This is a genomic window from Arthrobacter sp. HY1533, assembly GCF_027568515.1.
GTDB lineage: Bacteria > Actinomycetota > Actinomycetes > Actinomycetales > Micrococcaceae > Specibacter.
In genome coordinates this window covers 1-24,871 of record NZ_JANKZF010000032.1, presented here as the reverse complement: position 1 = coordinate 24,871, position 24,871 = coordinate 1, and the positions used below count along the sequence as shown (strand labels likewise).

Annotated in this window: 20 protein-coding genes; 8 read left to right on the top strand and 12 right to left on the bottom strand. The window is 65.9% G+C overall.

Going from position 1 to position 24,871, the window contains the following annotated elements; translation table 11 throughout:
* Positions 1-73 precede the first annotated feature (73 nt).
* From PCK14_RS17090 to PCK14_RS17070, 5 genes are all read right to left on the bottom strand, one after another.
* On the bottom strand, positions 74-457 hold the full coding sequence (locus tag PCK14_RS17090; RefSeq protein WP_269939722.1) for a GntR family transcriptional regulator: 384 nt from the start codon (positions 455-457) through the stop codon (positions 74-76).
* Positions 454-2,394 carry an ABC transporter ATP-binding protein gene (locus PCK14_RS17085; RefSeq protein ID WP_269939721.1) on the bottom strand — a complete coding sequence of 647 codons (1,941 nt, stop codon included), beginning with the start codon at positions 2,392-2,394 and terminating at the stop codon, positions 454-456. Before PCK14_RS17085 ends, PCK14_RS17090 begins: the two co-directional genes overlap by 4 nt.
* Positions 2,391-4,157 (bottom strand): ABC transporter ATP-binding protein, encoded by a 1,767-nt coding sequence (locus PCK14_RS17080; protein WP_269939720.1) that lies wholly within the window; start codon positions 4,155-4,157, stop codon positions 2,391-2,393. Before PCK14_RS17080 ends, PCK14_RS17085 begins: the two co-directional genes overlap by 4 nt.
* A gap of 92 nt (positions 4,158-4,249) precedes the next feature.
* Positions 4,250-4,948, bottom strand: coding sequence for a PIG-L deacetylase family protein (locus PCK14_RS17075; RefSeq protein ID WP_269939719.1), 699 nt, complete (start codon positions 4,946-4,948; stop codon positions 4,250-4,252).
* Positions 4,945-5,775 carry a trans-aconitate 2-methyltransferase gene (locus PCK14_RS17070; RefSeq protein WP_269939718.1) on the bottom strand — a complete coding sequence of 277 codons (831 nt, stop codon included), beginning with the start codon at positions 5,773-5,775 and terminating at the stop codon, positions 4,945-4,947. Before PCK14_RS17070 ends, PCK14_RS17075 begins: the two co-directional genes overlap by 4 nt.
* Positions 5,776-5,819: 44 nt before the next feature.
* Between PCK14_RS17070 and PCK14_RS17065 the strand changes: the two genes are divergently transcribed.
* The 3 genes from PCK14_RS17065 to PCK14_RS17055 are packed head-to-tail and all read left to right on the top strand — an operon-like array spanning position 5,820 to position 10,186.
* Positions 5,820-8,360 (top strand): DEAD/DEAH box helicase, encoded by a 2,541-nt coding sequence (locus PCK14_RS17065; RefSeq protein ID WP_269939717.1) that lies wholly within the window; start codon positions 5,820-5,822, stop codon positions 8,358-8,360.
* 21 nt (positions 8,361-8,381) lie between these two features.
* A complete protein-coding gene (locus tag PCK14_RS17060) occupies positions 8,382-8,909 on the top strand; it encodes a GNAT family N-acetyltransferase (RefSeq protein WP_269939716.1) in 528 nt (175 codons plus the stop codon).
* Complete coding sequence (locus tag PCK14_RS17055) at positions 8,906-10,186, top strand: alpha/beta fold hydrolase (RefSeq protein ID WP_269939715.1); 1,281 nt, start codon at positions 8,906-8,908, stop codon at positions 10,184-10,186. Before PCK14_RS17060 ends, PCK14_RS17055 begins: the two co-directional genes overlap by 4 nt.
* Before the next feature lie 6 nt (positions 10,187-10,192).
* Here the strand turns inward: PCK14_RS17055 and PCK14_RS17050 are convergent, their stop codons facing one another.
* Positions 10,193-11,167 (bottom strand): aldo/keto reductase, encoded by a 975-nt coding sequence (locus PCK14_RS17050; protein ID WP_269939714.1) that lies wholly within the window; start codon positions 11,165-11,167, stop codon positions 10,193-10,195.
* Positions 11,168-11,228: 61 nt separating this feature from the next.
* Entirely contained in the window at positions 11,229-13,313 is a 2,085-nt protein-coding gene (gene uvrB, locus PCK14_RS17045; RefSeq protein ID WP_269939713.1) for an excinuclease ABC subunit UvrB, read from the bottom strand.
* Positions 13,314-13,464: 151 nt separating this feature from the next.
* Here uvrB and PCK14_RS17040 point away from each other — a divergent pair, with 151 nt between their 5' ends.
* Together PCK14_RS17040 and PCK14_RS17035 are read left to right on the top strand one after the other, a co-directional pair.
* Positions 13,465-13,944, top strand: a complete 480-nt coding sequence (locus PCK14_RS17040; RefSeq protein WP_269939712.1) for a DUF4190 domain-containing protein — start codon at positions 13,465-13,467, stop codon at positions 13,942-13,944.
* 289 nt (positions 13,945-14,233) lie between these two features.
* Positions 14,234-14,647 carry a DUF4190 domain-containing protein gene (locus PCK14_RS17035; RefSeq protein WP_269939711.1) on the top strand — a complete coding sequence of 138 codons (414 nt, stop codon included), beginning with the start codon at positions 14,234-14,236 and terminating at the stop codon, positions 14,645-14,647.
* A gap of 25 nt (positions 14,648-14,672) precedes the next feature.
* Here PCK14_RS17035 and coaE read toward each other — a convergent pair whose 3' ends face one another.
* The gene (coaE, locus tag PCK14_RS17030) at positions 14,673-15,620 is read right to left on the bottom strand and encodes a dephospho-CoA kinase (RefSeq protein WP_269939710.1); all 948 of its coding nucleotides are present in this window, start codon (positions 15,618-15,620) and stop codon (positions 14,673-14,675) included.
* Between the two features lie 22 nt (positions 15,621-15,642).
* On the opposite strand from coaE, the gene PCK14_RS17025 reads away from it, so the two are divergent.
* Positions 15,643-16,380: an IMPACT family protein gene (locus PCK14_RS17025; RefSeq protein ID WP_269939709.1), complete on the top strand. Its 738-nt coding sequence runs from the start codon at positions 15,643-15,645 to the stop codon at positions 16,378-16,380.
* Between the two features lie 93 nt (positions 16,381-16,473).
* On the opposite strand, the gene rpsA is transcribed toward PCK14_RS17025, so the two are convergent.
* Entirely contained in the window at positions 16,474-17,952 is a 1,479-nt protein-coding gene (gene rpsA, locus PCK14_RS17020; RefSeq protein WP_269939708.1) for a 30S ribosomal protein S1, read from the bottom strand.
* Positions 17,953-18,222: 270 nt separating this feature from the next.
* Here rpsA and PCK14_RS17015 point away from each other — a divergent pair, with 270 nt between their 5' ends.
* Entirely contained in the window at positions 18,223-18,993 is a 771-nt protein-coding gene (locus PCK14_RS17015) for an ABC transporter permease (RefSeq protein WP_269939707.1), read from the top strand.
* A gap of 68 nt (positions 18,994-19,061) precedes the next feature.
* On the opposite strand, the gene PCK14_RS17010 is transcribed toward PCK14_RS17015, so the two are convergent.
* The 3 genes from PCK14_RS17010 to polA all read right to left on the bottom strand — a co-directional run bounded on the left by PCK14_RS17010 (position 19,062) and on the right by polA (position 24,345).
* The gene (locus PCK14_RS17010) at positions 19,062-20,054 is read right to left on the bottom strand and encodes a hypothetical protein (RefSeq protein ID WP_269939706.1); all 993 of its coding nucleotides are present in this window, start codon (positions 20,052-20,054) and stop codon (positions 19,062-19,064) included.
* 200 nt (positions 20,055-20,254) lie between these two features.
* A complete protein-coding gene (locus PCK14_RS17005; RefSeq protein ID WP_269939705.1) occupies positions 20,255-21,571 on the bottom strand; it encodes a GNAT family N-acetyltransferase in 1,317 nt (438 codons plus the stop codon).
* Positions 21,572-21,585: 14 nt separating this feature from the next.
* Complete coding sequence (gene polA, locus PCK14_RS17000) at positions 21,586-24,345, bottom strand: DNA polymerase I (RefSeq protein WP_269939704.1); 2,760 nt, start codon at positions 24,343-24,345, stop codon at positions 21,586-21,588.
* Between polA and PCK14_RS16995 the strand changes: the two genes are divergently transcribed.
* Entirely contained in the window at positions 24,344-24,808 is a 465-nt protein-coding gene (locus PCK14_RS16995; protein ID WP_269939703.1) for a hotdog fold thioesterase, read from the top strand. The genes polA and PCK14_RS16995 overlap by 2 nt on opposite strands.
* Positions 24,809-24,871: the final 63 nt, after the last annotated feature.

Here is a 24,871-nt window from a genome sequence, read left to right as displayed (position 1 = left end):
CATTTTCTTGAAGTTGGTGCGTTGCAGGCAAGTATAATCGAAAGTTCGTTCGAACGGGCAAGTGCCTGTGGGACTATCCCCGTTCCAGTGCCGCCGTGACCATGCGCAGGGCCTGTGCCTGAGGCACGCCAAGTTCACGCACGACGGCGGCGAACGCGTCCGCGGCGGCCGCCACCTGGGCGGCAATCATGTCCCCGCCGGAGGCAATGGCCGTGCCGCTGCGCCCGGCCGTGACAACAACCCCGGCCTGTTCCAGCTCGCGGTAGGCCCGGGCCACCGTGTTGGCGGCCACGCCGAGATCGCGCGCCAAGGCACGGACAGGTGGCAGCTTGGTGCCGACGGCCAGCTCCCCCGAGGAAGACAGGTCCAGGATGCGGAGCCTGACCTGCTCAAAGGGGGGCACAGTGGACTCCGTGTCCAAGTGCCAGCGGCGCATCAGAACGTCCATGGAGTTCATGCCTTGCCCACCTCTTCCACCATCGGGTCGCCAAATTGGCTCATGTACAAATCGTAGTAGAAGCCGCCGCGGGCCAGCAGCCCTGTGTGACTCCCCTGCTCAATGATCTCACCTTGGTCCATGACAAGGATCAGGTCGGCGTCACGGATTGTGGAAAGCCTGTGCGCAATGACAAAGCTGGTGCGGTTGGCGCGCAGCTTGTTCATGGCCTGGCGGATCATGACCTCGGTGCGGGTGTCCACGGAGCTAGTGGCCTCGTCCAGGATGAGGATGCCCGGCTTGGCGATCCACGCCCGGGCGATTGTCATGAGCTGGCGCTGCCCCTGGCTGAGTCCGCCGCCGTCGTCAGCCAGCACGGTGTCGTAGCCGTCGGGCAGGGAACGCACAAAGTGGTCCACGTGGGTGGCCTCGGCGGCCTCGATGATTTCCGCCTCCGTGGCGCCGAGCTTGCCGTAGGCCAGGTTGTCACGGATGGTGCCGCCAAACAGCCAGGCGTCCTGCAGCACCATGCCAAACAGGCCGCGCAGGTCATCGCGGGTCATGTGTGCGGTGTTGACGCCGTCCACGGTGATGGTGCCGGAGTCAATCTCGTAGAAGCGCATGAGCAGGTTGACCAGGGTGGTCTTGCCGGCGCCCGTGGGGCCCACGATGGCGACGGTGGCGCCGGGCTCGGCCACGAGGGACAAGTTCTTGATGAGCGGCTCCCCCGGCTTGTAGCCGAAGTTGACCCGGTCCAGCACCACGCGGCCGGCCGCCGGGATGGCGGGTGCGGCGGCGGGGCTGTGGTCGGGGCTTTGCTCCTGCGCATCCAGCAGCTCGAAGACCCGCTCGGCGGAGGCCACGCCGGACTGCAGCAGGTTGATCATGCCGGCCAGCTGGGCCATGGGCTGGCTGAACTGGCGCGAGTACTGGATGAAGGCCTGCACGCTGCCGATGGTCAGCACGCCCTGGGCCACCTGGATGCCGCCCAGCACCGCCACCACCACGTAGTTCAGGTTGGCGACGAAGTTGGTGCCGGGCATGATGATGCCGGAGATGAACTGCGCCTTGGAGCTGGATTCGTACAGGCGCTCATTGGAGACCTTGAACTTTTCAATGGCCTGCTTCTGCTGCCCAAAGGCCTTGACGATCTCGTGGCCCGTGAACATTTCCTCCACATGCCCGTTGAGCTCCCCGGTGCTCTTCCACTGGGCGGCAAACTGCACCTGCGAGCGCTTGGCGATCATGATGGTCATGCCCGCGATGAGCGGAACCGTGAGCAGGGAGATTCCGGCCAGCATGGGCGAGATGGAGAACATCATGCCCAGCACGCCGCAGACGGTGAGGACGGATATGAGGATCTGGGTCAGGGTCTGGTTGAGTGTCTGGGCGAAGTTGTCGATGTCGTTGGTGACGCGGGAGAGCACATCGCCGCGGGATTCCTGTTGGAAGTGGGACATGGGCAGCCGGTCCAGCTTGTCCTCGATGTCGCTGCGCAGCCGGTACATGGCGCGCTGGACAATGCCGGTGGTGATGAAGCCCTGGGACCAGTTGAAGAAGAACGCCAGGACGTACAGGCCCAGCACCACCATGAGCACGGCGCCCAGGGCGTCCAGATCCAGGCCCTGGCCGGGGACCACGTTCATGGCGTTGAGCATGTCCGCGAGCTGCCCCTGGCCGGAGGCGCGCAACGCGGCCACTGCCTGTTCCTTGGTTGTGCCGGCGGGGAAGCGTTCGAGCATCTTGCCCACCACGCCGTCGAAGATGATGTCGGTGGCGTGCCCCAGCACCTTTGGTGCCACGACGGAAAGCCCCACCGACAGTGCCGCCATGGCCACGACGAGTGCGATCCGCACCTTGTCCGGGGCCATGAGGCCCAGGATCCGCTTGAGGCTCGGGCCAAAGGAGATGGCCTTTTGGGGTGCGCCCGGGCGGCCTCCGCCGCGCATCATGGTCATTGTGCTCCCCCTTCGGTGCCTGCGGTCTCATGTTCGGGGCTGTCTGCGCTGAGCTGTGACGTGACGATCTCCTGGTAGGTGGGGCAGTCGAGCAGGAGCTGTTCGTGGGTTCCCTGCCCCACGAGCCGGCCTTCATCCAGGACCAGGATGTTGTCTGCGTCCCTGATGGTGCCCACGCGCTGGGCCACCACCAGGACGGCTGCGTCGCGGGTCACGGGTTTCAGCGCCGCGCGGAGCCTGGCGTCAGTGGCGTAGTCCAGGGCGGAGAAGCTGTCGTCAAAGAGGTAGATGGACGGCTTGGCGGCAATGGCCCGGGCTATGCACAGGCGCTGCCGCTGTCCCCCTGAGACGTTGGAGCCGCCCTGCTCTATGGGTGCCTGAAGCCCCTCGGGCATGTCCCTGACAAAGTCTGCGGCCTGGGCGGTTTCCAGGGCTTCCCACACTTGTTCGTCGCTGGCGTCCGGGTTGCCCATGCGGATGTTGCTGGCAACGGTGCCGCTGAAGAGGTAGGCCTTTTGCGGAACCAGGCCGATGGAGCCGCGCAGGGACTGCAGGGTCACGGCTCGTGTGTCATGTCCCCCCACGGCGATGGAGCCTTCCGTGGCATCCAGCAGCCTGGGTATGAGGTTCACGAGCGTTGACTTGCCGCTGCCGGTGGAGCCGATGACCGCCGTCGTGGTTCCCGGCGCCGCGGTGAAGCTGACCCCCGACAGCACCGGGTCCTGTGCGCCGGGGTAGCTGAACGCCGCGTTGTCCACGGTGAGCCGCCCGTCCAGGCGTGCGACGGCGAGCGCGTCAGGTGAGTCCACCACGCTGGCCTCGGTGTCAAGCACTTCCATGATGCGTTCGGCACTGACGGCCGCGCGCGGGATCATCATGAACATGAACATGGCCATCATGACTGACATCAGGATTTGCATGATGTAGCTCAGGAACGCCGTGAGTGCCCCGATCTGCATGGCGCCGGAGTCAATGCGCTGGCCGCCGAACCAGAGCACGCCCACGCTTGTCACGTTGACCACGAAGAAGATGGTGGGGAACATCAGGGACAGCAGCCGCCCGGCACGCAGCTGTGAGGCGGTCAGGGCGCCGTTGGCTGTCGCGAAGCGTTCGGCCTCGTAGTCGCGGCGGCCAAAGGCCCGGATGACGCTGATGCCGGTGATTTGTTCGCGCAGCACCCCGTTGATGTCGTCGAGCTGCTTTTGCACCTTGCGAAAAGTGGGAACAAGTGTTCGAACGATGAGTCCGATGGCCACCACGAGCAGCGGCAGGATGACCAGCAGCAGCCCCGACAGGGGCACGTCCTGGGCCATGGCCAGGACAATGCCGCCCACGCACATGATGGGTGCCATGACCATGAGGGTGAAGGACATGAGCGTGAGCATCTGCACCTGCTGCACGTCGTTGGTGGTGCGCGTGATCAGGGACGGGGCCCCGATGGTGCCCACCTCCTGGGCCGAAAACGTCTCAACCTTGTCAAAGAGGTCCCGGCGGATGGCCCGGCCCACGCCCATGGCCAGCCGGGCGCTCAGGAACGTGGCGGCAATGGCGCACAGCACCTGCCCGGCCGTGATGAGCAGCATCCACAGCCCCAGGTTCATGATGACGTCGATCTTGCCCTGCACCACGCCGTCGTCAATGATGTCCGCGTTTAGCGTGGGCAGGTAGAGCGTGGCGATCGTGGACAGGAACTGCAGCACCACAATGGCGGCCAGCGGGCCCTTGTGCGGCGCCAGGTTGCGGGCAATCAGTTTGAATAGCACCAATCCTCCTGTGGTTCCCCCAAGCAAGTAGTTTGTTCAGCTCTCAAGGTACTCCTCGCCGAGGGGCATTGGCAGTGCCGCGCGCTCCGCCCTCAGCCGAACAATTCAAAGGCAACGGCGCCGCTGCCCGCCACCATCTGAACCTGTGCCCGGGCCTGTTCCACAACCGGCTCGTCGCTGAGCGCCTGCAGGTAGCGTGCGTGTTCTGCCAGGGAGGCGACGGCCTTCTCGATGCTCGCCGCCGAGACCGGTTGGGCGTGGGTGGGCTGCGGGGACATGACGGCCACCCAGAGTGTCTTGTGCCGCGGCAGGCCAGCCTCCAACAGCTCGGGGAAGATCCATTCGTTGTCGGCGTCCCCCACGGCATCCAACACGGCACGGCCCACGGCGCGGTGGTCGGCGGAGTTCCACCGGCCCGGGCCCCATTCATCCCGGTGGTTCAGGGTCAGCACCACATCCGGCCTCACCCGGCGGATTTCGCGGGCGAGGTCGCGCCGCAGCGCGGGCCCCTCCTGGATCCGGCCGTCCGGGTGGTCCAGGAAGACCAGGTCGCTGACACCCACGTGGGCGCAGGCGTTGGCCTGCTCCACGGTGCGCAGCGGCCCGGATTCGGTCGGCGCCATGCCGGCAATGCCCGCCTCCCCGCGCGTGGCGAGCACATAGCTGACGTGCTTGCCCGCCGCGATCCATTCGGCCACGGCGGCGGCCATGCCGTACTCGGGGTCGTCGGGATGGGCCACGAGCACGAGTGCACGCTGCCAGTCCTGCGGAAACTCCTGAAGTGTGCTCATTGCTTTTCCCCTGCCATGAAGATCCGCCGGAACGGAAAGTTGGTGCCGAACTCCCCCGCGGGATAGGCCTGTGCCAGCAACGCCGAGTACTCCTGTTCGAACTCCACGCTGTCCACCGGTCCCAGTGCTGCCAGAACCGGACGGAGCCCTGTGCCGCGGACCCATTCGAGCACGGGGTTTTCCCCTTGCAGCAACTGGTTGTACGTGGTTTCCCACACGTCCACGCGGGCGCCGGCGCGCAGGAACAGCTCCTGGTACTGATCTGGTTCGCCCACGGCGTCGTCGTGCCGCAGCACCCCGTCCAGCTGCCTGCGCCACCTGGCGCTCGCAGCCAGTTCGCGCATGAGCCTGTGCGACGGCGCCCCAAAGTTCCCGGGGACCTGCACGGCCAGCCACGCCCCGGGGCGCAGGGCAGCCAGCCATCCGGCCATCAGGCTGCGGTGGCCGGGCACCCACTGGAGGGCCGCGTTGGAGACCACCACGTCGGTGGCGGCGTCGGGCATCCAGGCCGCAATGTCCCCCTGCGCAAAGGAAAGCCCAGGCGCGGGGTGGGCCGGGGCACCCGAGGGAGGGCCGGCGTCGTGCGGGGAAGCAAGCTGGTTCGCCTGCTCCACCATGGCCGCGGAGCTGTCCAGCCCCAACACCTGCGCTGACGGCCAGCGCTGCGCCAGCGTCGCTGTGAGGTTGCCTGGCCCACAGCCCAAATCCACCACCGAGCGGGGCGCGGACGCCGCGATCCGGGAGGTCAGGTCAAAGAAGGGACGGTCGCGAAAATTGGCAAATTCAACGTACTTGGCCGGCTCCCAGAGAAACTGTTGATCACCCATGGCGTTATCCTGCCACAGCGCCGAGCGCCTAAGCTGGGAACATCATGAATCTTCTTGAACAGCTCGCCACCCTGAATCCGCAAACCTCCTCCGACGACGACGTTTTGGACGCGTTCCTGGAGTGGACGCTCGACAAGGGACTGGAGCTGTACCCGGCGCAGGAAGAGGCGGCGCTGGAGCTGGTCAGCGGCAACAACGTGATCCTGTCCACCCCCACGGGCTCGGGCAAGTCCATGGTGGCCATCGCCGCGCACTTCAACGCCATGGCCCGGGGTGCCGCAAGCTACTACACGGCTCCCATCAAGGCCCTGGTGTCCGAGAAGTTCTTTGCGCTGTGCGAGATTTTCGGGGCCGAGAACGTGGGCATGATCACCGGAGATTCCTCCGTGAACCAGGACGCCCCCATCATCTGCTGCACGGCGGAGATCCTGGCCAACATTGCCCTGCGCGAAGGCGAGGACGCCGACGTTGGCGTGGTCATCATGGACGAGTTCCACTACTACTCGGACCCGCAGCGCGGCTGGGCCTGGCAGCTGCCCCTGCTGGAGCTGCCGCAGTCGCAGTTCCTGCTCATGAGCGCCACCCTGGGCGACGTCAGCCGCTTCGAGCGCGAGCTGACCGAGCTGACCAACCGCGACACCACCACCGTCTCCTCCGGTGAGCGCCCCATCCCGCTGCACTACTACTACGTCCAGACCGGCGTCCACGAAACCCTTGAGGAACTGCTGGCCACCAAGCAGGTCCCCGTCTACGTGGTGCACTTCAGCCAGGCCGAGGCCATCGACCGCGCCCAGAACCTCATGAGCATCAACGTGTGCACCCGCGAGGAAAAAGACAAGATCAATGACCTGGTTGCCGGCTTCCGCTTCTCCGCCGGCTTTGGCAAGACCCTCAACCGCCTGGTGCGCCACGGCATCGGCGTCCACCACGCGGGCATGCTGCCCAAGTACCGCCGCCTCGTGGAGCAGCTGGCCCAGGCCGGGCTGCTGAAGGTCATCTGCGGCACCGACACCCTGGGCGTGGGCATCAACGTGCCCATCCGCACAGTGCTGCTGACGGCCCTGAGCAAGTACGACGGCGTGAAGACCCGCGTTTTGCAGGTGCGCGAGTTCCAGCAGATTGCCGGGCGCGCGGGCCGCGCCGGCTACGACACCGCCGGCACCGTCATTGTGCAGGCCCCCGATCACGTCATTGAAAACACCAAGGCCATGGCCAAGGCGGTGGCGAAGTTTGGCGATGACCAGAAGAAGCTGCGCCAGGTGGTCAAGAAGAAGCCCATGCAGGGCTTTGTCTCCTGGGGCGAGCCCACGTTCACCCGCCTGGCCGAGTCCGTGCCCGAGCCGCTGACCTCCAGCTTCACCATCACCCACGCCATGCTGCTGAACCTGCTGGAGCGCCCGGGCGACCCCTTCCAGGCCGCCAAGGCCCTGCTGACGGAGAACCACGAGCCGCCGGCACGGCAGCGGGCCCTGATCCGCAAGGCCATCGGCATGTACCGCGAGCTGCTGGGCGCCGGCGTGGTGGAGCGCATCCCCGAGGACGAGCTCGAGAACGACGGCCGCACTGTCCGCCTCACGGTGCACCTGCAAATGAACTTCGCCCTGAACCAGCCGCTGTCCCCGTTTGCCCTGGCCGCCCTGGACCTGCTGGATGCCCAGTCGCCCAGCTACGCCCTGGACGTCATCTCCGTCATCGAGGCCACCCTGGAGAAGCCGCGCCAGATCCTCGCCGCCCAGCTCAAGCGTGCCCGCACCGAAAAGGTTGCGGACATGAAGGCGCAGGGCATGGAATACGACGAGCGCATGGCCATCCTGGACGAGGTCACGTACCCCATGCCGCTCTCCGAGCTGCTGTTCGACGCCTTTGACGTGTACCGCAAGGCTTCCCCGTGGATGGGCGACTTTGAGCTGAGCCCCAAGTCGATCATCCGCGACATGTACGAACGCGCCATGAACTTTGGCGAGTACGTCCAGTACTACTCGCTGGCCCGTTCCGAGGGCATTGTGCTGCGCTACCTGACGGACGCGTACAAGGCCCTGCGCCAGACAGTCCCGCAGGATGCGCTGCGCGAGGACCTCGAGGACATCATCTCCTGGCTCGGCGAACTGGTCCGCCAGGTCGACTCCAGCCTGCTTGACGAGTGGGAGAAGATGACCAGCGGCGAGGACTCCGGCACTCCGCTGGAGGAGACGGCGCTGCCGCCCGCCCCGCCGCGCCTGACCGACAACTCCCGCGCCTTCCGGGTCATGGTCCGCAACGAGATGTTCCGCCGCATCGAGCTGGCGGCCGACGACGACTTCGAGGCACTTGGAGCGCTCGACGCCGAGCACGGCTGGGATGCCGACCGCTGGGCCGACGCCTTGGACACCTACTGGGACGAGCATGAGTTCATCGAGGCCGGGCCCGCGGCCCGCGGCCCGGCACTGCTGCACATCACGCCGGGCACCGACACCTGGGGCGTGCGCCAGACCGTTGTGGACCCCGAAGGCAACCACGACTGGTTCATGTCCGCCACGGTGGACCTGGACGCGTCCAACGAAGCCGGCTCCGCCGTCGTGCTGTTCAAGGAATTCAGCCGCATGTGATGTGCACGATAAGCTCAATCCATGAGTTTGCTTCGCACCGCTGTGCCCGCCGATGTCCCCGCCATCCTTGGCATGATCCACGATCTTGCCGTCTACGAAAAAGAACCTGACGCCGTCAGGAACACCCCGGAGATGCTGCACGCCAACCTGTTTGGCAGCAACCCGCAGATCTACGCGCACGTGGTGGACTCCCCCGTGGCGGGCGAGCCCATCGTCGGCTTTGCCCTGTGGTTCCTGAACTACTCCACTTGGGAGGGCACGCACGGGATCCACCTCGAGGACCTCTACGTGCGCCCCGAGGCCCGCGGCGGCGGTTACGGCAAGATGCTGCTGCGTGAACTGGCCAGGATCGCCGTGGAGCGCGGCTACGCCCGGGTGGAGTGGAGTGTGCTGGACTGGAACGAGCCCTCCATCAACTTCTACCGCTCCCTCGGTGCCGCACCCATGGACGGCTGGTCGGTGTTCCGCCTGGACGGGGCGGAACTGGGCGCATTCGGGGCTCCCGACGCCGTGGCCGGTGCCAACGCTGCCGGGGCGGTGCAGGCATGAGCGCCCCCTACATCGTCCGCGGACTGCAGGTGCGGGACCACAGCTTCCAGGTACCCCTTGACCACTCCCGTCCCGGGGGCCCGTCCATCACCTTGTTTGCCCGCGAATTCAGCGACCCCGCCCTTGACGGTGCCGGCGAGCTGCCCTGGCTGCTGTTCCTGCAGGGCGGCCCCGGCGGCAAGGGCAACCGGCCCACAGGCCTCAACGGCTGGGTCAAGGAAGCCACCAAAAACTTCCGGGTCCTCATGCTCGACCAGCGCGGCACGGGCCTGTCCACGCCCGCCAACCGGCAGTCGCTGCCCCTGGCCGGCGACGTCGCGGCCCAGGCAGACTACCTGCAGCACTTCCGCGCCACCGACATCGTGGCCGACGCCGAGCTGATCCGCAAGGCGCTGGGCTCCGGCCCCTGGAGCATCTTCGGGCAGAGCTACGGCGGCTTCTGCGCCCTGACCTACCTGTCCTTCGCTCCCGAGGGGGTCAAGGAGGCACTCATCACGGGCGGCCTGGGCCCGCTGACGGGCCCGGCGGACCAGGTCTACCACGCAACCTTCAAGCGCCTGCGCGCCCGCAACGACGAGTACTTCGCCAAGTATCCGGCCGACAGGGAACTGTTCACCCGCATCATGGCGCACACGGCCGACGTTGCCGAGCACCTGCCCACGGGCGAACGGCTCACCCGTGAACGGCTACAGATGCTGGGCAGCTACCTGGGCGGCAACACCCGCTTTGACGCCCTGCACTTCCTGTTCGAGGACGCCTTCGTTGACACGCCCGACGGCGCCCGGCTTTCGGACTCGTTCCTGGCCGGCGTTTCGGCGTACGTTGGCCGCGCCACGAACCCGCTGTACGCGCTCATGCACGAATCCATCTACGTGCAGGGCGAGGCCAGCGACTGGGCCGCGGCCCGCGTCCTGGCCGAGAACCCTGACTTCTTCCCGGACGCGGCCGTGCCGCTGCTCACCGGCGAGGCCGTGTACCCGTGGTACTTCGAGCAGGACCCGGCGCTGGTGCCGCTGCGCGAACTGGCGGATGTGGTTGCCGCACGCACGGAGGGCTGGGGCCCGCTCTACGACGTGGAGCAGCTGGGCCGCAACACTGTTCCCGTGGCCGCAGCCGTCTACACGGACGACATCTTCGTGGACCGGGGCATCTCCCTCGCCACGGCCGGTGCCGTGAAGAACCTCCAGGTGTGGGAGAGCGCAGATTTCCACCACGACGGCATTGCCGACGACGGCGAAGGCATCTTCGCCCAGCTGCTGCGCATGGTCCGCGGGTAGCCTCCGCTACGGCATGGCGGCGCCGCGGGCCTCGGTCCACAACGCATACCAGGCCTCGCGCGACATCTCCGCGGCAATGCGCGGGGCGTCGGCACAGGCGGCAATCCGGTCCGGGTTGCTGCTGCCGATGACCGGCGAGATGCGCGCGGGGTGCCGCATGAGCCAGCCCAGCACCACGGCTTCGGCGGTGGTGTTCCATCCCTGCGCGAGTGCCTGGACCAGGTCGGCCGTGGCGACGTCCGCCGCGGTCTGCGCGGGCATGCCGCTGTAGCGGCCCTGGGCCAGCGCGCCGTAGGCCTGCAGCTCGATGCCGTGGCTGGATGCATGTTCCAGGGTGCCGTGCGGGAAACCGGCGGCGAAGTCCTCGTCCCGGTTGACGAGCACGGCGCTCTCGACCCAGGCCCGCTTGCCCAGGCTCATTTCCAGCTGGTTGGCCACGATGGGCGTCTCCAGGCGGTCCTGCAGCTGCGAGATCTGGGCGGCTGACATGTTGGACACGCCCAGGGCACGGATTTTTCCTTCATCAAGGAGGCGGCCCACGGCACCGGCAAGCTCGGCCAGGTCCATGAGCGGGTCGGGGCGGTGCAGCAGCAGCACGTCAACGTAGTCTGTGCGCAGCCGCTGCAGGCTGCCGTTGACGCTGGCCATTATGTGGCCGGCGCTGAAGTCGTAGCGGCCGGGGAGGCCGTCGCCGGCCTGCCGGATGCCGCATTTCGTCTGGATCAGGAGCTGCTCGCGCAGCCCGGGTGCATCGGCGAGGACGTCGCCAAAGACTTGTTCAGACTTGCCCTTGCGGTAGATGTCGGCATGGTCAAAGAGCTCGATGCCGGCCTGGCGTGCCGCGTCGATCGCCGCGGCGGCCTGGTCCACCTCGGCCGCACCGTAGGGGGCGTCGTCCCAGCTGCCGCCCAGGCCCATGCAGCCGTAGATGAGGCGGCCGCCCGTCGTGCTGTTTGATGTTGCTGTGGGGAATGAAGTCATGGCTCCAAGCTTGCCACCCGCACCCGTGGCCGCCGGTATCCGGGCGCGGCGCGCCGGGGTGCTATCCGTGGCCTGCTTCGCGCATTTGGCGCAGTTCCTTCTTCAGGTCCCCCACCTCGTCGCGCAGCCTGGCGGCCAACTCGAAGTGCAGGTCAGCGGCGGCGCCGTGCATTTGGGCCGTGAGCTCCTCGATGAGGGCCACGAGTTCCTTGGCCGGGCGGGACTCCGGCGCACCGGCACCCTTCTTCTTGCCGGTCTTGCCGGTGGACTCGCGCCTGAGCCGCGCCTCCTCGAGCAGGGCGGCAGTGTCGGCATCCTCGCGGGCCAACTGGTCGGTGATGTCGGCGATCTTCTTGCGCAGCGGCTGCGGGTCAATGCCGTGAGCAGTGTTGTAGCTGACCTGGATTTCCCTGCGCCGGTTGGTCTCGTCAATGGCGAACTGCATGGACGCCGTGATCCGGTCGGCGTACATGTGCACCTCGCCGGAGACGTTTCGGGCGGCACGGCCAATGGTCTGAATCAGTGAGGTCGAGGAGCGCAGGAAGCCTTCCTTGTCGGCGTCCAGGATGCTGACCAGGGACACCTCGGGGAGATCCAGGCCTTCACGGAGCAGGTTGATGCCCACCAGGACGTCAAACACGCCCATGCGCAGCTCGCGGAGCAGTTCCACCCGGCGCAGGGTGTCCACGTCCGAGTGCAGGTACTGGACCTTGACGCCGTTGCCCAGCAGGTAGTCGGTCAGGTCCTCGGCCATGCGCTTGGTCAGCGTGGTGACCAGGACGCGCTCGTTCTTCGCCGTGCGGGTCCGGATCTCGCCCAGGAGATCGTTGATCTGGTCCTGCGAGGGCTTGACCACGATTTCCGGGTCGATCAGGCCCGTGGGCCGGATGATCTGCTGCACGTAGCCGTCGGAGACACCAAGCTCGTACTTGCCCGGCGTCGCGGACAGGTACACGGTCTGGCCAATGCGTTCCAGGAACTCGTCCCACTTCAGCGGCCTGTTGTCCATGGCCGAGGGCAGGCGGAAGCCGTGGTCCACCAGGGTGCGCTTGCGGGATGAGTCACCCTCGTACATGGCGCCGATTTGCGGCACCGTCACGTGGGACTCGTCAATGACCAGGAGGAAATCGTCGGGGAAGTAGTCGATGAGGCAATGCGGGGCGCTGCCCTGCTCCCGCCCGTCAATGTGGCGCGAGTAGTTCTCAATGCCGTTGCAGAAACCCATCTGCTCCATCATTTCCAGGTCATAGGTGGTGCGCATGCGCAGGCGCTGGGCCTCGAGCAGCTTGTTCTGGCTTTCCAGCTCCTTGGTGCGGCTGGCCAGCTCCTCCTCAATCTGCTTGACGGCCCTGGCCATGCGGTCGGGGCCAGCAACGTAGTGCGAGGCCGGGAAGACGTACATTTCGTTCTCTTCCCGGATGATCTCCCCCGTCAGCGGGTGCAGGGTGTAGATGTTCTCAATCTCGTCGCCAAAGAACTCCACCCGGATGGCCTGTTCCTCGTACATGGGGATGATTTCCACGGTGTCGCCGCGCACGCGAAAGGTGCCGCGGTGGAAGTCAATGTCGTTGCGGGTGTACTGCATGCTGACAAACTTGCGCAGCAGGTCGTCGCGGTTCATCTGCTCCCCGCGCGTCAGGGTGACCATACCGGCCACATACTCCTCCGGCGTACCCAAGCCGTAAATGCAGGACACGGTGGCCACCACAATGACGTCGCGCCGGGTCAACAGCGCGTTCGTGGCGGAGTGGCGCAGCCGCTCGACCTCCTCATTGACCGAGGAGTCCTTTTCAATGAACGTGTCCGACTGCGGCACGTACGCTTCCGGCTGGTAGTAGTCGTAGTACGACACAAAGTATTCGACGGCGTTGTTGGGGAGCAGTTCGCGGAACTCGTTGGCCAGCTGGGCGGCGAGCGTCTTGTTTTGCACCAGGACCAGTGTGGGGCGCTGCACCTGCTCAATGAGCCAGGCCGTGGTGGCCGACTTGCCTGTGCCCGTGGCACCCAGCAGGACCACGTCCTTTTCACCGTTGTTGATGCGTTCGGTCAGCTCCTTGATAGCCGCGGGCTGGTCGCCGGCGGGCTGGAATTCACTGATGACTTCGAAGGGCGCCACAACCCGGTTGATTTCCTGCGCAAGACTCATGCGGTTAACGCTACCCCCGTTGCGGATGCCAAGGGCACTTGTTCGCTGACAGGATGGGTGGAACTCCCCATGCAATCTACGGCGTATTTACTCCATTCCATGTCAAAATGGAGCCCGGAGATCATCACATCCGCCGTTTCGAGAGGAAACCATGTCCCAGAACCCCGAGAACCCCTACGGCCAGCCGCAGCCGGTTCCCACCCCGGAGCCGTACACCCAGCCGGTCCAGGCACCCGCCTACGGGCAGCAGCCGCCTGCCTCGTTCGGCCAGCAGCCGGCGTCACCCTACGGCCAGCAGCCCAGCCCCTACGGTGCCCCGCCGGTGGACCCGGGCAAGACCTTGTCCATTGTTGCCATCATCCTGCCGTTCGTGGGCTTCGGCCTGGTGGGTCTGATCCTGGGTATCGTGGCCATGAACAAGTCCAAGGCTGCCGGCTTCAAGAACACCTTGGCCCTTGTTGCCGTCATCATCGGTGCTTTGTCCGTCATTGGTGCCATCATTGGCGCCATTGTCCTGATTGTGTTCCTCAACAGCGCCTCCGAGGGCATCGACACCATTAGCCAGATCATCCAGGCATGCCAGACTCCTGGCACCGAGTCTGTGGTTGTGGGCGCCACCGAGAACTCCTGATCTACAAACAGCAACTAGTTGCTGCACAGGAGGGGCCCGCACCATGGGTGCGGGCCCCTCCTGTGTTTAAGACCCCCGCCGGAAGGCTGCCTGGATTCATCCTCTCCGGCGTATGATGCTTGTGTGTTCCAGAATTGAGACCTGCATTTATGTGCGGGCGTCGGCAAGGCTTTCGCCCTTGCCGAGGAGGCGAGGCCAAACAGGTGCAGACGCCTGCTGAACGTCGAAGCTTTTTCGCTTCTTCATTGTGAGTTCTTCAAGAGTTGGTCTCGCATGTCAGGAGTACATCGTGAGTCAAAACAGTGCTGAAAACCCGTACGGGCAACAGCCTCCGCAGTTCAACCAGCCGGCTCCGCCTTATGGGCAGCAGTCCGGGCAGCTCCAGCAACCGTACGTCCAGCAGCCTCTGCAGAGCCCGTCGTATGGCCAACCCGCGTATTCAAATCCTTACTACGCCCCCTACCCGGGGAAAACCCTGGGCGTGGTTGGTTTGGCATTGTGTCTTATTGTTCCCCTGCTCGGACTCATTCTCTCGATCGTGGCCAAGAAGCGGTCCGATGCAGCCGGTTTCGTGAAAAACACACCCGCAAAGGTTGGAATCATCCTTGGCTGGATCTTCACCGTCCTGAGCATCCTTGCTTTCGTTCTTTTCGCAGTGTGGCTCGGGTCAACTCTTGAAACCATCAACACCTACAGTGGCTAGACTGCTGCCTGCCACCTCCTTTGCCTTAATGTCCCGTCAGTGCGGCAATGTCCAGGACCGCGGGCAGCCCTGGATCAGCAGATTCGAACCGGGTGACACCACCGGCAACGGGTAATTTGGGGAAGAAGCCAACAGCGGCCAACAACTCCGCCAACACTCCAGGCACCGCGTCCGGAGCGAGAACCACTTGAAACGCCAGACTTTGAGCCGGAAAAGCATCTGTCGGATGCCCGCCATCGTGAATTTGCACAACGGAGCCCGTCTCCCCCAAGGCCCGATCGATCCGGGCAAGCAGCCGTGCGGCGGCACCCGTACCGCTTTCTGCAACGGTGACTGCCAACGCGGTCCCTCTTGCCGGAACCCCGGCGGCAAGGTTCGCGGCAAAGGGCAGCAGCCGGACGTGCCACAGTTCATCAAGGGCCGCCACTGCCTGTTCCGGCGTGCCGTCATTCACGATGACCACGTCGGCTGCGGCAGCCCGGTCCTCGTCCGAGGCCTGTGCAGCCATGCGCGCCAGTGCGTCGTCCCGCGACATGCCGCGGTCGCGCACCATGCGCGCCACACGCTCCTCCAGCGGCGCCTGGACCACCACCACCAGGTGGAAGTCGGCTCCCTGGCCTGTCTCCACGAGCAGCGGGATGTCCTGGACCACCACGTCGCCGGGCCGGGCGCCGTCCTTGAGGGCTGCCGCGGCGCTGCGGACCAGCGGGTGGACAATGGCGTTCAGGGATTCCCTGGCTGCCGGGTCGGAAAACACGATGGCGCCCAGCTTGGGGCGGTCCAGGGAACCGTCCGGCAGCAGGATGCCTGCACCAAAGCGGTCAGCAACGGCGGCCAGGCCGGGCGAGCCGGGGGCAACGGCTTCCCTGGCCAGCAGGTCGGCGTCGACCACGACGGCGCCGAGCTCCCGGAAGCGGTTGGTGAGCAGTGATTTGCCGGCAGCGATGCCGCCGGTCAGTCCCAAGGAAAGCATGTGTCCACACTAGACTGAATTGGTGAGCCAGAAAGCCCAATCCGGCGCCGAGCCCCTGCGGGCGGCCCCCGGCCCCACCACGTACACGACGCTCGCCCCGGGCAAAGATTTCCGCCACGAAATCACCATCAAGCGTTCCCGATTCATCACTGTGTTGCGCCGCGTCGACGACGAAGCCCCCGCCCGGGAACTCGTGGCGGAGCTCAGGCGGGAATTCTACGACGCCAGGCACCACTGCTCGGCTTTCGTCATCGGCCCCGGCCGGTCCGTGCAGCGCTCCAACGACGACGGCGAACCGTCCGGCACCGCGGGCATCCCCATGCTGGAGGCGCTGCTCAAGCGCGAGACCCGTCCCGAAGCCTCCACGGCGGCAGCCGCCGCCGACCTCAGCGACGTGTGCGCCGTCGTCGTGCGCTACTTTGGCGGGATCCTGCTGGGGGCCGGCGGCCTGGTCCGGGCCTACTCGGAGTCCGTCAGCACTGCCCTTGAGCTGGCGCCGCTGGTGCGCCGCGAACGCCTGGGCCTGTTCACGGTGTCCGTGCCGCACGCCGACGCGGGGCGGCTGGAAAACGAGCTCCGCAGCGCCGGCTACACCATGACGGGCAACAGTTACGACGCCGAGCACGCCCAGGTGGGCCTGGCCCTGGCCGACGACGACACAGCCATCGCGGCCGCCGTGGAACGGCTTGCGTCCCTGACAGCCGGGCGCTGCACACTCACCGCCGTCGGCACAGACTGGGTGGACACGCCGTTGGGCTGATGCCGCCGGGCCGGCAATTAAAAGGGAACGGGTCCCCCACCCGAAGGTGGAGGACCCGTTCAATGCTGCCAGCCCAGGGGCCGGAGGCGGAAATTAGTTTCCGGTCAGCTTTTCGCGCAGTGCGGCGAGGGCTTCGTCAGAAGCCAAGGTGCCGGCACCAGCGTCGGTTGCAGCAGGCTCGGAGGAGTAGGAGGTCCCTGCGGACTCGCCACCTTCACCGGCGTTGTCGGCAGCTGCATCTTCTGCGGCGTGCTCGGCAACCTGCTTCTTGTGGGCTTCCCAGCGAGCCTGGGCGTCAGCGTACTGCTGCTCCCAGACGGCGCGCTGGTTCTCGTAGCCCTCGAGCCATTCGTTCGACTCGGGGTCGAAGCCCTCGGGGTACTTGTAGTTGCCCTCTTCGTCGTACTCGGCAACCATGCCGTAGAGTGCGGGATCGAACTCGGTGGAGTCGACGTCGACACCCTCGTTGGCCTGCTTGAGGGACAGCGAGATGCGGCGGCGTTCCAGGTCGATGTCGATGACCTTGACGAACAGCTCGTCGCCAACGGAGACAACCTGCTCGGCCAGCTCAACGTGGCGGACAGCCAGCTCGGAGATGTGGACGAGGCCTTCGATGCCGTCTTCAACGCGAACGAACGCACCGAAGGGAACCAGCTTGGTGACCTTACCGGGGACAACCTGGCCCAGCGCGTGCGTGCGGGCGAAGGTCTGCCACGGGTCTTCCTGCGTAGCCTTGAGCGAGAGCGATACACGCTCGCGGTCCAGATCCACTTCGAGAACCTCGACGGTGACTTCCTGGCCAACTTCGACAACCTCGGACGGGTGGTCGATGTGCTTCCAGGACAGCTCGGAAACGTGAACCAGGCCGTCTACGCCGCCAAGGTCCACGAATGCACCGAAGTTGACGATGGAGGAAACAACGCCGGGACGAACCTGGCCCTTTTCCAGCTTGTTGAGGAACGTGGAGCGAACCTCGGACTGGGTCTGCTCGAGCCAGGCACGGCGGGACAGAACAACGTTGTTGCGGTTCTTGTCCAGCTCGATGATCTTGGCTTCGATCTGCTGGCCGATGTAGGGAGCCAGGTCGCGCACACGGCGCATCTCGACCAGCGATGCGGGCAGGAAGCCGCGCAGGCCGATGTCGAGGATAAGACCACCCTTGACCACTTCGATGACGGTACCGGTAACGACGCCGTCTTCTTCCTTGACCTTCTCGATGTCGCCCCAGGCGCGCTCGTACTGTGCGCGCTTCTTGGAGAGGATCAGGCGGCCTTCTTTGTCTTCCTTCGTGAGGACCAGGGCTTCGACCTGATCGCCAACGGCGACAACGTCACCGGGATCAACGTCGTGCTTGATGGAAAGCTCACGGGAGGGGATGACACCTTCGGTCTTGTAACCGATGTCGAGCAGAACTTCGTCGCGGTCAACCTTGACAACTACACCTTCGACGAGGTCGCCGTCGTTGAAGTACTTGATGGTTGCGTCCACTGCGGCGAGGAATTCTTCAGCAGTACCGATGTCGTTGATTGCAACAACAGGGGTACTCGTCTTCTCGGGGGTCGTGATGGTCATGTAGTAGGGGCTCCGATGTGGATAGTTGGTTTTGCCGTTCCTGGGCAGGGCCGCGAAAGGTCGCCGCCTTGCCGGGCCAGGTCCGGAATTATTATGGTTGCAGGGGTTCCTGCGGATTGCTGGTGCACGTGACCCGTGGCACAGGGCCCTTGCGGGCAGCCCATTTCACGCATTACATGCCCATTTAGTCTAGTTGCTAGGACGTGGCAGCGCAAAAATCCATCCGCGGCGCACGGGCTCAACGCGTTCCCGCCCCGGAGACTTGCCATAATGGCCCCTGTGGATGGTTCAACGCTCCTGGCCCTGGGCCCAAATGCATGGATTCTGCTGGCCGTGCTGCTGGCTCTTGCCGCCGTGGTCTGGCACACAGCCCTTGGCCGCCCTCCGGTCCAGATGCTGCTGGCCGGCGCCCGCGCACTGGTGCAGCTGGCCGCCGTCGCACTGGCCATCGCCTGGCTGTCGGACAAGGGAGCCTGGGCGTTCGCCTTCGTCACGCTCATGTTTATGGTGGGCGTATGGACGTCCGGCCACAGGGTTGCCCCGGACGGGCGCTGGTGGATGGCCGCCCTGCCCCTGGCCGCCGGCGTCATTCCCGTGGCGGGCCTCATGTTTGCCTTTGGCGTGGTCCCGTTCAGCGCTTTGGCCATCATTGCCGTGCTGGGCCAACAGATTGGCGGCGCAATGGCCACCGTCACCCTGGCCGGGCGCCGTGTCCGGGATGAGCTGGCCCTGCGGAACGGGGAGGTTGAGGCTGCCGTGGCGCTCGGCTTCGAGTGGCCGGCGGCCAGGCTGCTCGTGGGCAGGGACGTGGCCGGCGAGGCCGTGCTGCCCTCCATTGACCAGGCCCGGACGGCCGGGCTGGTGACCTTGCCGGGGGCGTTTGTGGGCATGATCCTGGGCGGCGCCGCACCACTCGACGCCGGCCTGATCCAACTTCTGGTGCTGGTCTCGCTGCTGCTGGTCAACGCCTCCGCGGCCGCCGCAACCTTGTGGCTGGGCTGCCGCGGCGCCTGGGCCCCTACCCGCACCTTCCCGGCATGACCGCACCTTTCCCGCTCATCGGCGGTCAGCTGCCAACGGTCAAGCGGGAAAGGTGCGGTTGTGGCGAACTAGGCGAAAACGGCGGTCCTGCGCATCGGCAACCGGGCACCGGCGGCGGCCAGTGCGCCCCGGATTCTTGCCTCCAGCGCCACAGGTTCGTTGAGGTCCTGCCAGCCGATCCGGATAAACCTCCAGCCCAGCTCCATGAGGTCCTTCTCCCGCTGCCGCTCCTGCGCCACGGCTTCCGCGGTGGGCCGATAGTTGAAGTACTTGCCCCAGCCGTCAAATTCCAGGACCAGCCGGAACTCGCGCCATGCAAAGTCCACCCGGTGCAGGCCATGCCGGGTCTGGATCTCCACCTGGGGTTCGGGCATGGGCAGCCGTGAGGCCACCAGGAATACCCGCGTTCGCGACTCCCCGGCAGACTCGCTGCGTGGATCCAGGTGCTCCAGCATGGTTCTGGCGCGGGCGGTGCCGCGCTTGATGCCGCTGCACTCCAGTTGGCCGCGGAGCACCTCCGGATCAACACCCTTGCGGAGCGCGCTGTCACCCACCACGACGGACTGCTCCAGGGTGAAGAGCCGGCCACAGTCCAGGACAGTCTGCGCGAGGCTGGTCACAGGAACCCGCAAGGGGCCCCGCCGCACCATGGTGACCTGGTCCGCGGTGTAGCTTTGCTGGTGCACCTTCACGTGGCGGCCCCGCCCCGACACGCCCGGTGCGAAGCCGTGCGTGAGGTGGATGGTGGAACCGCAAGCCCACGTGGCCAGGCCCAGCAGGCGTGCCGCGCTCGAATGCGAATAGACGCCCTGGCTGTGTGAGGCAAGCACATGGGCCGTCAGCACAGCTGATTCGCGTTCCCACGGTTTCAACACCTTCCACACCGCACTCTGGACATAGGCGCCCTTGTGGAGCCGCATGACCAGGCGCACCTCGAGCGCCGCAGTCAGTGCCTTGCCCGTGATTCCTGCCGCGGCCAACATGGTGGTCGTGGCAACGCCGTCGACATTGCCCGCAGGCCACCTTCCGGCCTCCATGGCCGCCAGCTTGCTCGTTTCCATGCTTCATGATGCCCCCGCGCGGGGTCCTGCAACGGCGGGGCCGAGGCATCTGGGGACAAGGCGCGGGAGAAAACACGCTGTGGAGGAATCACCGCCGAAACGCAAAACCGCACCTTTCGCGCTCATCGGCGGTCAGCTGCCAACGGTCAAGCGGGAAAGGTGCGGTTCTGCGGAGATGGTGCGGTTGTGCGGCGCCTGGGCTAGAAGTTCGTCATGCTGTGCGGCACGGCAGGCGGCGTGAACAGCCGGTCAAAACGGGCAACCGCACCCGGCGCCTCTTCTGTGACTCGGCCTGCGGCATGGAGTGTGCGGGCCGTGACTCCGCCCAGGTACAGGCTGGACAGTTCACTGACGCCCATGGCCAGCTCCGCCGCCACGGAATCGTCGCAGCGTTCCACGGATCCCGTGCCGCCCTCCACCGTGAGGCGGAAGACGCCGTCGGCGTGGCCCAGCGCATCCTTGACCGAGATGACCACCGACCCGTCGGCAAGGTATTCGCGTGCGGAGAGCGCGGCCGGGACGTCGAGGATGCGCAGCCACAGGTGGTCCTCGGAGTCCGTGCGCTTGTAGCCGCGCTTGGCGGCCACGGCCCACTCGAGCGGGTCGGCAACGGGCGCCATTTTCCATTTCACGCTTTGGATGAGGTCCAGCGAGCCCAAGTAGCTCCACAGGGCCAGGTAGGCGCTGTCCGTGGCGGCGAGCAGGTCAATGATCTCCACGGCGGGCGCGGCCGGCTTGTAGGTGACGTAGCCGTCCACCTCCCCCGACTCGTCGTAGTGCAGGGCCGCCCGAACGTTGGGCGCCGGTTCCATGGCGCCGTAGTTTCCCTGTCCCGAGGCCACCAGGCGGTACATGTCGTGCCGGCCAATGGAGCCGTAGCTGGCGTTGTGCACGCGGGCAAACAACCCGTTGTGCAGGTCCCTGACCACTGTGGCGTCCGCAACTTCCACAACGCCCGTGGCAGCCGCGGAAGGGTTGTGGAAGGCAATGCCGTTGCGGGTGTCCAGCTCAATTTCGCACGCGTGCGTGGCAACACCAAAGCCAAAGCGGCCGTAGATGGTGGCTTCCGACGCAGTCAGGGCAGCAATGGCAAGCCCCTCGGCCTTGGCCCGGTCCAGGTCGGCGGTGATCATGGCGCGAAGGATGCCGCGGCGGCGGTGGCTGGGGCGCACCGTGACGGCCGTGATCTGGTGGACCGGCATCAGCGTGCCGCCGCCCACGTTCAGGTCCTTGCGGTGGTACGCGTAGGTGGCCACGGGGTATTCGGGCCCCCAGGCGCCGGCGGGTGTCTGCCCGCCGGCGATGTAGGCACCCATGGCCATGCGGTGGTCCACCACCTCGTGCTGCACGTACTTCAGCGCATCCTCGGGACTCGTGGCATTGCCGTAGAAGCCCAGGGACACGGCCTGGGTCCACGCCAGGATCTGCTCCGGCACCTTCCCGTCCACGGCCTCCACGGGGAAGGTCCGCAGCTCATAGGGGAAGGCGGGCGCAGGTGTGCTGCGTTCGTAGGTCATGGTGTCCTTGTCCCTCAGTGTCCGGCGTCGTTCCAGCTTGAGCCCACGCCCACCTGGACTTCCAGGGGAACCTTGAGCTCAGCCGCGGCGCCCATTTGTTCGATCACGAGTGTCTTGACCGCCTCCAGCTCGCCCGGGGCAACCTCGAGGATCAATTCATCATGGACCTGCAGCAGCATGCGGGACTTCAGTTCCTGGCGCCGCAGTTCGGCGGCCACGCCCAGCATGGCGTTCTTGATGATGTCGGCCGCGGAACCCTGGATGGGCGAGTTCAGGGCCACCCGCTCGGCCAGCTCGCGCAGCTGCCGGTCGGTGCTGGAGAGGTCCGGCAGGTAGCGGCGGCGGCCCTCGATGGTGGAGGTGTAGCCGTCAATGCGGGCCTGTTCGACGACGCCGCGCAGGTAGTCGCGGACCCCGCCGAAGCGGTGGAAGTAGTCCTTGACCAGGGTGCGGGCCTCGTCAACGGAGATTTCCAGCTGCTTGGACAGGCCAAAGCTGGTCAGCCCGTAGGCCAGGCCGTAGGACATGGCCTTGACCTTGGAGCGCATGGCCGAGGTGACTTCCTCAGGTGCCACGCCGAACACGTGCGAGCCCACGTAGCGGTGCAGGTCCTCACCCTCGGCGTAGGCCTGGATGAGCCCGGCGTCGCCGGAAAGGTGCGCCATGATGCGCATTTCAATTTGCGAGTAGTCGGCCGCCAGCAGGCATTCGTAGCCTTCGCTGACCACGAAGATGTCGCGGACGCGGCGGCCTTCCTCGGAGCGGATCGGGATGTTCTGCAGGTTCGGGTTGTTGGAGGACAGGCGCCCGGTGGCGGCCACGTTCTGGGCGTAAGTGGTGTGGATGCGGCCGTCGGAGTCCACCGACTTCTTCAGGGTCTCCACCATCTGCTTGAGCTTGGACGCCTCGCGGTGGGCCATGAGCTGGGCCAGGAATTCGTGCCCGGTCTTTTCCAGCAGGGCCTTCAGCGATGCGGCGTCGGTGGTGTAGCCGGTCTTGATCTTCTTGGTCTTGGGCAGGCCCAGTTCCTCGAACAGGACCTCCTGCAGCTGCTTGGGTGAGCCAAGGTTGACCTGGTGCCCGATGGCTGCGTAGGCGGCTTCCTGAGCCGCATTCATGGCTGCTGTGAAGTCTTCCAGAAGCGTGGCCAGGCGCTCCTGGGAGATGTCAATGCCTGTCAGTTCCATGGTGGCCAAAACATTGGCCAGCGGCAGTTCCATCTTGTGCAGCAGCTCCCCTGCGCCGCGTTCCTCCAGCATGGGGGCCAGGTGCTCGCTCAGCAGCAGTGCCACATAGCCGCGCTGCACGGCGTCGTCGAACTTCGCGTCGCCCTCCAGGCCGAGGTCAAGCTGGCCGGAGCCGGATTCCTTGCCGGCGTCGAAGGACACCTTCAGGTGCACCTGGCTCAGTTCGGCGAGCTCGTAGCTGCGGCGGTCCGGCTGGATGAGGTAGGCGGAGAGTGAGGTGTCGTCAACCACGCCGCCCAGCGACAGGCCGCGCACGGTCAGGGCCTTGAGCGCCTCCTTGTATTCGTGGACCACCTTGGGGGCGTCGGAGACGAGCCAGCCGGCCAGTGCGGATTCCAGCTCGGCATCTGCCGTGGCCAGGTCAACCACGACGGCGGAATCCTTGCGGACCAGCGCAACAGCCACGGCTTCGTGGCCCAGGCCTGCCTTTTCGCTCAGCACGTCAACGGCCACCAGGGCATCCGAACCTGCGGCCAGCCACTTTTCCAGCGTGGCGGCGTCGGCGGCAACTTCGTGGGCGGGCACCTCGTGGCCCTCACCGGTGTCAACAACTTCCTCCTCGCCGAACAGGTCGAAGAGGCGCTTGCGCAGGGTGTTGAACTGCAGCGCGTCGAAGAGCTCCTCGACGGCTTCGCGGTCCGGGGCCTGCAGCACAGTGTCCTCCAGGGCAACGGGCAGTTCCATGTCGCGCAGCAGGTGGTTCAGGTGGCGGTTGCGCTTGACGTCCTCCACGTGGGCGCGCAGCGACTCCCCGACCTTGCCGCCGATCGAGTCCAGGTTCTCCAGGATGCCCTCGAGCCCGCCGTACTGGTTGATCCACTTGGCGGCCGTCTTGGGGCCGACGCCGGGGACGCCGGGAAGGTTGTCGGCCGTTTCGCCCACGAGTGCTGCCAGGTCGGAGTAGCGGTTCGGCGGCACAAAGTACTTGGCCTCCACGGCTGCCGCGTCCATGGGCGGAATGTCGGAGATGCCCTTCTTGGGGTACAGCACCAGGACCTTGTCGGTGATGAGCTGGAAGGCGTCGCGGTCGCCGGAGACCACCAGCACGTCCCAGCCCGCGGTCTCACCCTGGACGGACAGGGTGGCGATGATGTCGTCGGCCTCGAAGCCGTCCACGGAAATCGTGGGGATGCGCATGGCTTCCATGACCTTGATGATGAGGTCGATCTGGCCGTAGAACTCCTCCGGCGTCTTGTTGCGCCCGCCCTTGTACTCCGTGTATTCCAGGGAGCGGAATGTGGGCGTGTCCAGGTCGAAGGCCACCACCACGTGGGTGGGCTTTTGCTGGCGGATCATGGTCAGCAGCATGGAGGTGAAGCCGTGGACGGCGTTGGTGTGCTGGCCTGAATCGGTGGCGAAGTTCTCCGGCGGGAGCGCGTAGAAGGCGCGGAATGCCATGGAGTGGCCGTCAATGACCAGCAGGCGGGGTGTTTCACCGTCCGGGACGCCGGATCCGGGGGTGGTTGCAACAGGGGTCTGGGCGGCCGTCTTGGCAGATTCACTCACAGGTGCCAGCCTAGTCACCATGAGCGATAATTTCACACTGCATCCCCGATCCGCCGAACTCCTTGCCGCGGGGGTCCCCGCCGAGTACCACGCCATGCTGGGCCACCATGGCGTGGGCACCCTCGTGGAGAAGATGGGCATCGTGTTCACCCACATGTCCACGGAATCCATGGTGGCCACCATGCCAGTGGAGGGAAACACGCAGGTGGCGGGCCTGCTGCACGGCGGCGCGCACGTGGTGCTGGCCGAGACCCTTGGCTCCTTTGCCGCCGCCTTCCATGCCGGACAGGGCCGCAGCGTGGTGGGCATTGAGATCAATGCCACACACCACCGCGGCGCCGCTTCCGGAATCGTCACCGGAACCGCGACCCCCATCCACCTGGGCCGCACCCTGGCCAGCCACGAGGTGGTCATGACGGACGAGCAGGGCCGCCGCCTGTCCACCTGCCGCATCACCAACATGATCCTGGACGGCCGCAGCTAGGGCCTTTCTTCGCACACGAACGACGCCGGGCACCTGGCTTTCGCACAAAAGCGAAAGCCAGGT

Coding starts and splice junctions, on each gene's coding strand:
- PCK14_RS17070 (WP_269939718.1), bottom strand. CDS start 5,775: ATGGGTGATCAACAGTTTCTCTGGGAGCCGGCCAAGTACGTTGAATTT.
- PCK14_RS17090 (WP_269939722.1), bottom strand. CDS start 457: ATGAACTCCATGGACGTTCTGATGCGCCGCTGGCACTTGGACACGGAG.
- PCK14_RS17065 (WP_269939717.1), top strand. CDS start 5,820: ATGAATCTTCTTGAACAGCTCGCCACCCTGAATCCGCAAACCTCCTCC.
- PCK14_RS17005 (WP_269939705.1), bottom strand. CDS start 21,571: ATGACCTACGAACGCAGCACACCTGCGCCCGCCTTCCCCTATGAGCTG.
- PCK14_RS16995 (WP_269939703.1), top strand. CDS start 24,344: ATGAGCGATAATTTCACACTGCATCCCCGATCCGCCGAACTCCTTGCC.
- PCK14_RS17010 (WP_269939706.1), bottom strand. CDS start 20,054: ATGGAAACGAGCAAGCTGGCGGCCATGGAGGCCGGAAGGTGGCCTGCG.
- PCK14_RS17050 (WP_269939714.1), bottom strand. CDS start 11,167: ATGACTTCATTCCCCACAGCAACATCAAACAGCACGACGGGCGGCCGC.
- PCK14_RS17060 (WP_269939716.1), top strand. CDS start 8,382: ATGAGTTTGCTTCGCACCGCTGTGCCCGCCGATGTCCCCGCCATCCTT.
- rpsA (WP_269939708.1), bottom strand. CDS start 17,952: ATGACCATCACGACCCCCGAGAAGACGAGTACCCCTGTTGTTGCAATC.
- PCK14_RS17015 (WP_269939707.1), top strand. CDS start 18,223: ATGGCCCCTGTGGATGGTTCAACGCTCCTGGCCCTGGGCCCAAATGCA.
- PCK14_RS17085 (WP_269939721.1), bottom strand. CDS start 2,394: ATGACCATGATGCGCGGCGGAGGCCGCCCGGGCGCACCCCAAAAGGCC.
- PCK14_RS17055 (WP_269939715.1), top strand. CDS start 8,906: ATGAGCGCCCCCTACATCGTCCGCGGACTGCAGGTGCGGGACCACAGC.
- polA (WP_269939704.1), bottom strand. CDS start 24,345: ATGGTGACTAGGCTGGCACCTGTGAGTGAATCTGCCAAGACGGCCGCC.
- uvrB (WP_269939713.1), bottom strand. CDS start 13,313: ATGAGTCTTGCGCAGGAAATCAACCGGGTTGTGGCGCCCTTCGAAGTC.
- PCK14_RS17040 (WP_269939712.1), top strand. CDS start 13,465: ATGTCCCAGAACCCCGAGAACCCCTACGGCCAGCCGCAGCCGGTTCCC.
- PCK14_RS17075 (WP_269939719.1), bottom strand. CDS start 4,948: ATGAGCACACTTCAGGAGTTTCCGCAGGACTGGCAGCGTGCACTCGTG.
- coaE (WP_269939710.1), bottom strand. CDS start 15,620: ATGCTTTCCTTGGGACTGACCGGCGGCATCGCTGCCGGCAAATCACTG.